Annotated in this window: 7 protein-coding genes; 5 read left to right on the plus strand and 2 right to left on the minus strand. The window is 54.9% G+C overall.

Annotated elements, in window-relative coordinates:
* Positions 1–320 precede the first annotated feature (320 nt).
* From EKM97_RS11500 to EKM97_RS11510, 3 genes are all read left to right on the plus strand, one after another.
* Positions 321–917, plus strand: coding sequence for a LemA family protein (locus EKM97_RS11500; RefSeq protein WP_125572526.1), 597 nt, complete (start codon positions 321–323; stop codon positions 915–917).
* An 8-nt stretch (positions 918–925) separates the two neighbouring features.
* Positions 926–1,846, plus strand: coding sequence for a TPM domain-containing protein (locus EKM97_RS11505; RefSeq protein ID WP_125572527.1), 921 nt, complete (start codon positions 926–928; stop codon positions 1,844–1,846).
* 155 nt (positions 1,847–2,001) lie between these two features.
* Positions 2,002–2,679, plus strand: a complete 678-nt coding sequence (locus tag EKM97_RS11510) for a hypothetical protein (protein ID WP_125572528.1) — start codon at positions 2,002–2,004, stop codon at positions 2,677–2,679.
* A 53-nt stretch (positions 2,680–2,732) separates the two neighbouring features.
* On the opposite strand, the gene EKM97_RS11515 is transcribed toward EKM97_RS11510, so the two are convergent.
* A complete protein-coding gene (locus EKM97_RS11515; protein ID WP_125572529.1) occupies positions 2,733–3,971 on the minus strand; it encodes a chloride channel protein in 1,239 nt (412 codons plus the stop codon).
* Between the two features lie 272 nt (positions 3,972–4,243).
* On the opposite strand from EKM97_RS11515, the gene EKM97_RS11520 reads away from it, so the two are divergent.
* Positions 4,244–4,864, plus strand: coding sequence for a carbonic anhydrase family protein (locus tag EKM97_RS11520; RefSeq protein ID WP_125572530.1), 621 nt, complete (start codon positions 4,244–4,246; stop codon positions 4,862–4,864).
* A gap of 35 nt (positions 4,865–4,899) precedes the next feature.
* Here EKM97_RS11520 and EKM97_RS11525 read toward each other — a convergent pair whose 3' ends face one another.
* Positions 4,900–5,769 carry a hypothetical protein gene (locus EKM97_RS11525; protein ID WP_125572531.1) on the minus strand — a complete coding sequence of 290 codons (870 nt, stop codon included), beginning with the start codon at positions 5,767–5,769 and terminating at the stop codon, positions 4,900–4,902.
* 114 nt (positions 5,770–5,883) lie between these two features.
* Here EKM97_RS11525 and EKM97_RS11530 point away from each other — a divergent pair, with 114 nt between their 5' ends.
* A complete protein-coding gene (locus EKM97_RS11530; RefSeq protein ID WP_125572532.1) occupies positions 5,884–7,245 on the plus strand; it encodes an MATE family efflux transporter in 1,362 nt (453 codons plus the stop codon).
* The last annotated feature ends 271 nt before the right edge of the window (positions 7,246–7,516 follow it).

Below are 7,516 nucleotides of genomic sequence, written 5' to 3' on the forward strand. Positions count from 1 at the left end.
ACCGTGATTTCAATCTCTAATTGAGGTCAATCTGACTTGTACCCGTCGCGCAATCGTTAGTCGTACTGTCCCCACTCGGTAACGTGTCGGTCACGGAGCGTAGCCCAAGCGCACCACCACCGGAGTTGCCGACTCCACCGCCTAACGGCGTCATGAAAACACCAAAGAGGCCCAGCGTGACTTCGTCACTGAAACGCTATCGCTGACGGACAGCTTCCGCGACTTCGTAACGTTTTCTTTGTAATTAGGTCCAAAGGCTGATTTTTACCTACGGCACTCATATACAATATAGATATGAATATGAGAAGGAGCTGTTTTGAATGAACAAAAAATTAAGTACCGGCGCCATTACTGGGATTGTGATTACGGCCGTGGTTGTTGTCCTTGCCCTGATGGGCGTTGGCACCTACAACTCCTTGGCGAAGGCAGATCAGAACGTGGACGCCAAGTGGAGCCAGGTTGAGAACGTCATGCAACGGCGCTATGACCTGATTCCAAACCTGGTCAGCGCCGTTAAGGGCAGCATGAAGCAGGAACAGAAGGTCTTCGGTGCTATCGCGGATGCACGGAGCAGTTACACGAAGGCCAACACGACCAAGGAAAAAGCCAACGCGAACGCCAAGTTGAACTCTTCTGTGGGCACACTGATTACTGTGATTAAGGAAGACTACCCAGATCTGAAGAGCAACGCGCAAGTGCAGACACTCATGACGCAGCTTGAAGGCAGCGAAAACCGGATTGCCGTTGAGCGCAAGCGTTACAATGAAGCCGTGGAGAGCTACAACCAGAGCGTTGTGACCTTCCCGAAGAACATGTTTGCGAACGCCATGGGTATGGGCAAGAAGGATTACTTTAAGGCGGACGCCAATGCGGCCAAGGCACCAACTGTAGATTTGGATACCGATAGCGGGAAGTAGGCGATCTTATGCGTCATTTGCGCGCATACCTCATTGCGGCAGCGGCCGCAATTTTGCTTGTTTTGGGCTTCAATTCTGCCTCTGCTAGTGCGGCCAGCATGCCGGCGCAACCAGACGCAGATTACTATGACGGCATTAACCTGCTGGACGATTCGACCAAGTCGCTTGTTGAAAGCAAAAACCGCTATTACCAGTCCACCTCACAGAAACCGCAGGTGGTGCTGGCGGCGATTAAGTCAACCGGTGGCGATGACATCGACAGCTATGCTCCGGACCTCTTCAGCAAGTGGGGCATTGGCCAAAAAGGCAAGGACAACGGGATTCTGATTCTGTACGCGCTCAACAACGGTAAGCGCAACATGCGCATTGAAGTTGGTTACGGCGCTGAGGATTACCTCACGGATTCTGTGTCCGGTCGTATTTTGAATGATAACTTGAGTGGTATTAAATCTAGCAATAAGGCGAAAAATAATGCCGCATTGCGGAAGGTGTTTAAGGCCGTAACCACGATGGTCGATAAACACTACAAATTCAAAGACGCACCCAGCCAGGTCAGCACGGCCGACTACAATCAATATCGCGGCCGCGGCACTCGTGGCAGTAGTTGGTTGAGCCTGATTATCAAAATCGCGGTCATTGCGGTTGTCGTTGTGATTATAATCACGGTATTGCTGGGCAACAATGGCGGCTCCGGACGCGGCGGCAATGGTGGCGGTGGCGGTAGCTTCTGGACCTGGCTGCTGCTGGGCAACTTGCTTGGCGGTGGCGGCCGGTCACGTTACTTCCGCGATGATCCGAATGATTGGAACGACAATGATGACGACGACCCATTTGGCGGCTTCGGTGGCTTTGGTGGGGGCGGCGGCTTCGGCGGCGGTGGCGGTGGTTTCGGCGGTGGCAGCTCCGGTGGTGGGGGTGCCAGCGTCTAAGCGTCATTCGTAGCTTGCTTAGTGTTAATACAATTGCAAAAAGCGCAAATTCTAATGACAGAATTTGCGCTTTTTACGTTTGCGGTAGCCGCGTGGCGGCCGCTTCTGTAGAATTAATACTCTATGCTTATTTAATCAACATGGAGGATTGGGTTATGTACATTACATTCACGATTGTTGCAATTTTTGCTTTAATCATTGCATTTATCAGCGCAGCATTTAGCACGAAGAACTCACGAACAATTATTGGTGTGAGTTTATTCATCTTCATCGTGATTCTTGGTATTGGCTCCGCTAGCGGTGCATACGATACAAGCAGTCAAACCGAGGTCGCATCTTCAGCTGACGAAAGTGACGACGAATCAGACGATGATTCCGATTACTACGACGACTCGGAAGAAGACACTGACTACACCGACGAGTCGTCTGATACGACCAGCGATGAAGACGATACGCTTGACGAAGATACTGACGACACTGAGGAAGCCGACACCACGTCTGCATCTAGTAGTTCGGTTGTCGCTTCTAGCTCAAGTAGTTACTCGGCACCGGCAGCGTCTAGTAGCAGCTACCGCGCACCGAGTGCCAGTTCTAGCTCGCGCGTGACTAACGGCTACCGCACTGGTGGTGGTCGCTCATACGACTACAAGCCGGTACCACAAACGGGACAGTCAGAGACGGTCTACGTGAGTGCCCGCATTCCGGGACGTTACCACAAGAATCCCAATTGTCGCGGACTGCAGCGCTACGGTGCCGCACAAGCCGTAAGCCTAGCTCGTGCACAACAAATGGGCTACAGCTACTTTTGCGCATATGAGCGCTACGGCAACTAAACCAAAGCAGACAAAAAGAGGACCTCAGCCCAAGCGGCCGAAGTCCTTTTTTGTTACACATCGAGTTGCATGGCGATGCGCTTGGCAAAAGTTTGCAGGTGCGGTCGGGCGTTCTTGCGTCCGTGTTCCAGCAGGAGTAGGATGCCCGTGATGAGTAAACCGATGCCGCTAAGATTAAGCGGAAGGAAGAAAACAATCATCACGCCACCCGCAACGAGTGGTGATTCTAGGATGGCGCTCCCCATGCTGATGGCGACAACGCCAATCAGGAAAATGGGGTCGACTTGCGGCAAGAATTGGCTGATGGCAATACCCTGAATGGTGCTGGCAAAAAGTACGGGGAAGATGTCACCGCCGAGCCAGCCGGTATTTAGGCAGATGGTTAACAGTGCGAGCTTGAGTGCGGACCGCAGGAACAGGAACCCCGCCGACTTACCTTGCCAGGATCCGGCGAGCAGTACGAAGTTGTGCATGCCGGAGAACATGAGTTTGGGGAAGAAGAGGCTGACTAGGTAAATCGCGATACCGCCGATAATCAGCAATCCCCAAGTGCGCGTTACCCGGCCGAGCAGAATTTTGCGCAGACCGACCATGAGCAGACGGTAGATGTTGCCCAATAAGTATGCGCCAGCCATGAGTGGCAGCAACCAGAGCAGGTCGCGACCTTGCCAGAATGAGGTGCCGATCCGGACGATGACGGACGGCTCGCCGCCCCATTTACAAGTTAAGTAGAAGGCGAGGCAGCCCGTCAGGAAGAACGTGACCAGTTGCGGTGTCCAGAAGCCGCCTTTTTCCGCCGCTGGTCGGCGCTCAAGAAAGCGGTGCGGGGTCAGCAGAATGCGCAGGCGTTCGTCGCGCGGGGCGGTGAGGATATATTGGTAATGGCGTTCTAGGTAGCGCAATTTTTCGCTCAGCCAAATGCCGTAGAGCACCGTGGAACTGACCAGTGTGGCTTCGGGACCCAGGCTCGTTCCGCTCGTCAACATGATGGCGGGCACCACCATCTGCAGAAGGACGTAACGGTAGCTTGAATGGCCGGTATTGGCAAGATCGGCGCGAATGCGGCCGAGGCTCTTCGGCAGCTGGCCCGTAGTACGCTGGGTGGCAAAAATCAGCAGACCGACGAGCAATAACCAAACGGCGTTGAAGATCGGCCGAAAAGTGTTACCCGGCCACACCAGTTCAATGAGCCAGCCCTGCAATAGGTAGAAGCCGCCGGTGATGCTGCCGAGAATGAGACTCGCGATGATGCCGTATGTGAGCAGAAACAGTTGCTTGCTGCGGTTACCCATGATACCTCCTGTACGTATTAAATGATGACGAATTTCCATTTTTTAGGCAGTGCAGCTACAAGCATAAGGTGTATTTGCAAAATCCGTCAAGTTTATCGGCATCTTTCTGAAAATATGCTAACGGTAGCGGCGGATTTTGGTGAGACGCACGGCATTAATGTACCGACAATCATCTGAATTTGTACCAGAATTCCGGACAAAATATCCCGCCGAACCTGGCTCGTTCCCGTATAATGAAGCCATAATGCAAAATCTGTGAGTGGGTGGAATAAATGGAATTTGATTACGAACATCAGGCGAGTTGGCCGCATGCACAAGCGCCCTGGGAATCACCGGTGGCGCTGGATACAGCGGCGACGCTCAGTTATTGGCAGCAGCCGCATTTTGCAATGCGCGGCTTCGAGTTGCAGCTGAGTGATAAAACGGCAACTCTAAGTGGTGATGGCAGTGTGCTGCTTGATGGCCGCGAGGCGCAGTTCCAGCAGTTGCACTTTCATTGCGGCGGGGAACACGTCATTGACGGTGTGCGGGCACCTTTTGAAGCCCATTTCGTTCACCAGTATGCCGATGGCGAGAATGCCGTGGTGGCCGTGCCCATGAGTATTGGCGCAGCGAACCCGACTTTTGCCGAGATTCTGACGGCCATTGGCACCGGCGACACCGCCTACCCGATTTCGCTGGCACCGCTCTTGCCGGACAGCGATTACTTGCACTATTGGGGATCGCTGACCACGCCGCCTGTGCAGGAGGGGGTGGCTTGGTACGTGGCGTTGGGTAAGGTGACGATGAGTGCCGAGCAGCTTAGTACGTACCAGCATTATTTCCCGGGTGATAACCACCGCGACTTGCAGCCACTAGCCGGTCGCCCGGTACTGCGCATGCGGGCAAAATAAAAAGACTCCCGAATGGGAATCTTCATGAATTGCGATTAACGCTTGCGCCACGGAATGGTGACGAGCAGGACGACGAGGCCTGCTGCCGCCGCGATGAGGTAGTAGCCACTGATGTGGTTAACCACGTCGGCGATGTAGGACTTGATGACGGGTTCGAGTTCCTGCACGTTGCTGCTCAGAGTATCTAAGTTCGGCAACTTGGATGCCAGCTGCGTTGCGACGGCGCCGAGCAAGCCAGCGAGCAAGGCCACCCAACCGATGCCGTGCAGGAAGCGGCCCAAACCGCCAGCGGCGACGAGCATCCAGATTGCGAGGATGACGGCAATGACGACCAGCGGCAGAATTGCAGACTGGACGGTCGTTGCGACGGTTTGGTATTCACTGCGGACACTGAGCGTGGCGTTACTGAGCTGCTTGTTGAAGTAGTCATGCAGGGTGGGCAGAATAGAGCTAGCAATAGCACTACCGACGGTGCTGCTCATGCCGGTGCTACTGCTGATGGCCGACTTGACTTCTTTATCCATGGTGGTGAAGTCAATCTGCGCGGACGTGTTGTTGTAGATGCTACTAATGGTCGCAGTGGTCAGCGCCTTGGTTGTGTCCGCACTAATGGTGCGGGACACGAGGGTGCTGGCGCCGGGGATGTCAGTGAGACTGCTACCAGCAGCCTTTTGCACCTGCGTCTCGATGGCCGTGAGGTTTTCACCGGTGGTTAACGTTTGGGTTGTGTAGTTTTCGTTCAGCGCCGTCGCCTTCAGACCGGCGATGCCGATACCGATAATGGCGACAATGGTCAGCATGAAGGCGGCAAAGCGCCGCTGACCCGGATGGCCGCTGCGGCCGGCCGGTTGCCGCTTCGTGATGCGACCCGTTGACCGGGCGCGGCGTGATTGTGTAGTGGGCATTAATATATCTCCTTAAACACCAAGTTAGCCTAATCATAGCACAGCCGGCATTAACAAAGGCGAACCGGTAGTTGGCATAAGCAAAATTTTAGTTCCAAGAAAAGGGGTATTGGCATGCATTCGATGGCGAGCGGGAAGCCGCTTAAACTCATTATTCTGTTCACGATTCCGTTGTTAATTGGGAACGTGTTCCAGCAACTCTATAGTTTCATGGACGCGCTCTTCGTGGGCCGCTTCATCGGGGTGAACGCGCTGGCGTCTGTCGGGGCGACTGGGAGCCTCACCTTTCTTGTCATCGGGTTTGCACAGGGGACTAGCTCCGGTTTAGCAATCCCAACGGCGCAGGCATTCGGTGCGCGGGACATGAAGGGGGGCAAGCGCTCTTTTGCTGCTAGTATCTGGATTTCGCTGGTGCTCACATTAATCATCACGGTATTGGCGGTGCTCGGCACAATGCCGCTACTGCGCATCATGCAGACCCCGGCTAGTATCATTAACGGATCCGCGGCCTTCGTGCGGGTCATCTTCCTGGGTTTTGGCGCGGCAATGGCCTTTAACATGTTGAGTAACCAGATTCGGGCGCTCGGGGATTCGCGCACGCCGCTGATTTTCCTCATCATCGCGTGCATCGTGAACATCGCGCTCGACTTTCTATTTATTCTGCACCTGCACATGGGCGTTGCCGGTGCCGGGTGGGCAACCGTCACGGCGCAGGTCTTCAGCTCCATCTGCTGTGTGTGGTACATCTACCGCCATATTCCGGAACTGCAGGTACGCCGCAAGGACATGCACATCGACATGAAGGAAATCACCTTGCAGCTGAAACTCGGTCTGCCGATGGGTTTCCAGATGTCCATCATCGCCATTGGGGCGGTCATTATCCAGGTCATGCTCAACACCCTGGGAACAACGGCCGTCGCAGCATACACCGCGGCTGGGCGCATCGACCAACTGGCGACGATGCCGGCCTCCAGTTTTGGGGTCACTATGGCCACCTACTGCGCGCAAAATTTGGGTGCTCGGCAATTCGGCCGTATCCGCAAGGGAATTAAGCAGACGCTGTGGCTCAACTGCAGCATTTCCGCCGTGCTTGGCGCGCTGATCATCCTCTTCGGTAAGCCGCTCGTGAACATCTTCATCGGCCCGAACCAGCCGGCCGTTACCAACCTGGCGCAAACCTACTTCCACTTTAACTCCAGCATGTACTGGTTCCTGGCTATCCTGTTTACGGTGCGTTACGCACTGCAGGGGCTGGGCCAGACGATGGTGCCGACGCTGGCTGGAATCTTCGAACTAATCATGCGGATTGTGACCGGGCTTGGGCTGGTGCCACTGCTTGGCTTCATGGGCGCATCGATGGCCAACCCGCTTGCGTGGATCGGTTCCGTTTCCGTGTTGATTGCCAGTTACGTCCGTACCATGAAGAAGCTGAAGCAGCGCGAAGCCGATGCTCTTGGTCAAGGAACGCCGCAATAATGCTGTCCGTCAGCGTAAGTCCGTGCCCGCAAGGGTGCGACCTGCACTTTAAGCTGTTTTCATACCGCCGCAAGGCGGTGGGGTCGGCAACTCCGGTGGTGGTGCGCTTGGGCTACGCTCCGGGAACTACGTCGGGCGGGGACCGCTTCAGCCCGCTATCGCGGTCTTCCGCTGGCGGAGTTGACGCAAGAGCAGCGTCAACTCCGCGCTCCCGAGATGATTGTGTGAAGCCACGACGGCAAATACGGCCGTCCTGTCTCCAAACAATCAT

It is taken from the genome of Lacticaseibacillus songhuajiangensis, from assembly GCF_003946025.1.
In the GTDB taxonomy this organism is placed as follows: domain Bacteria; phylum Bacillota; class Bacilli; order Lactobacillales; family Lactobacillaceae; genus Lacticaseibacillus; species Lacticaseibacillus songhuajiangensis.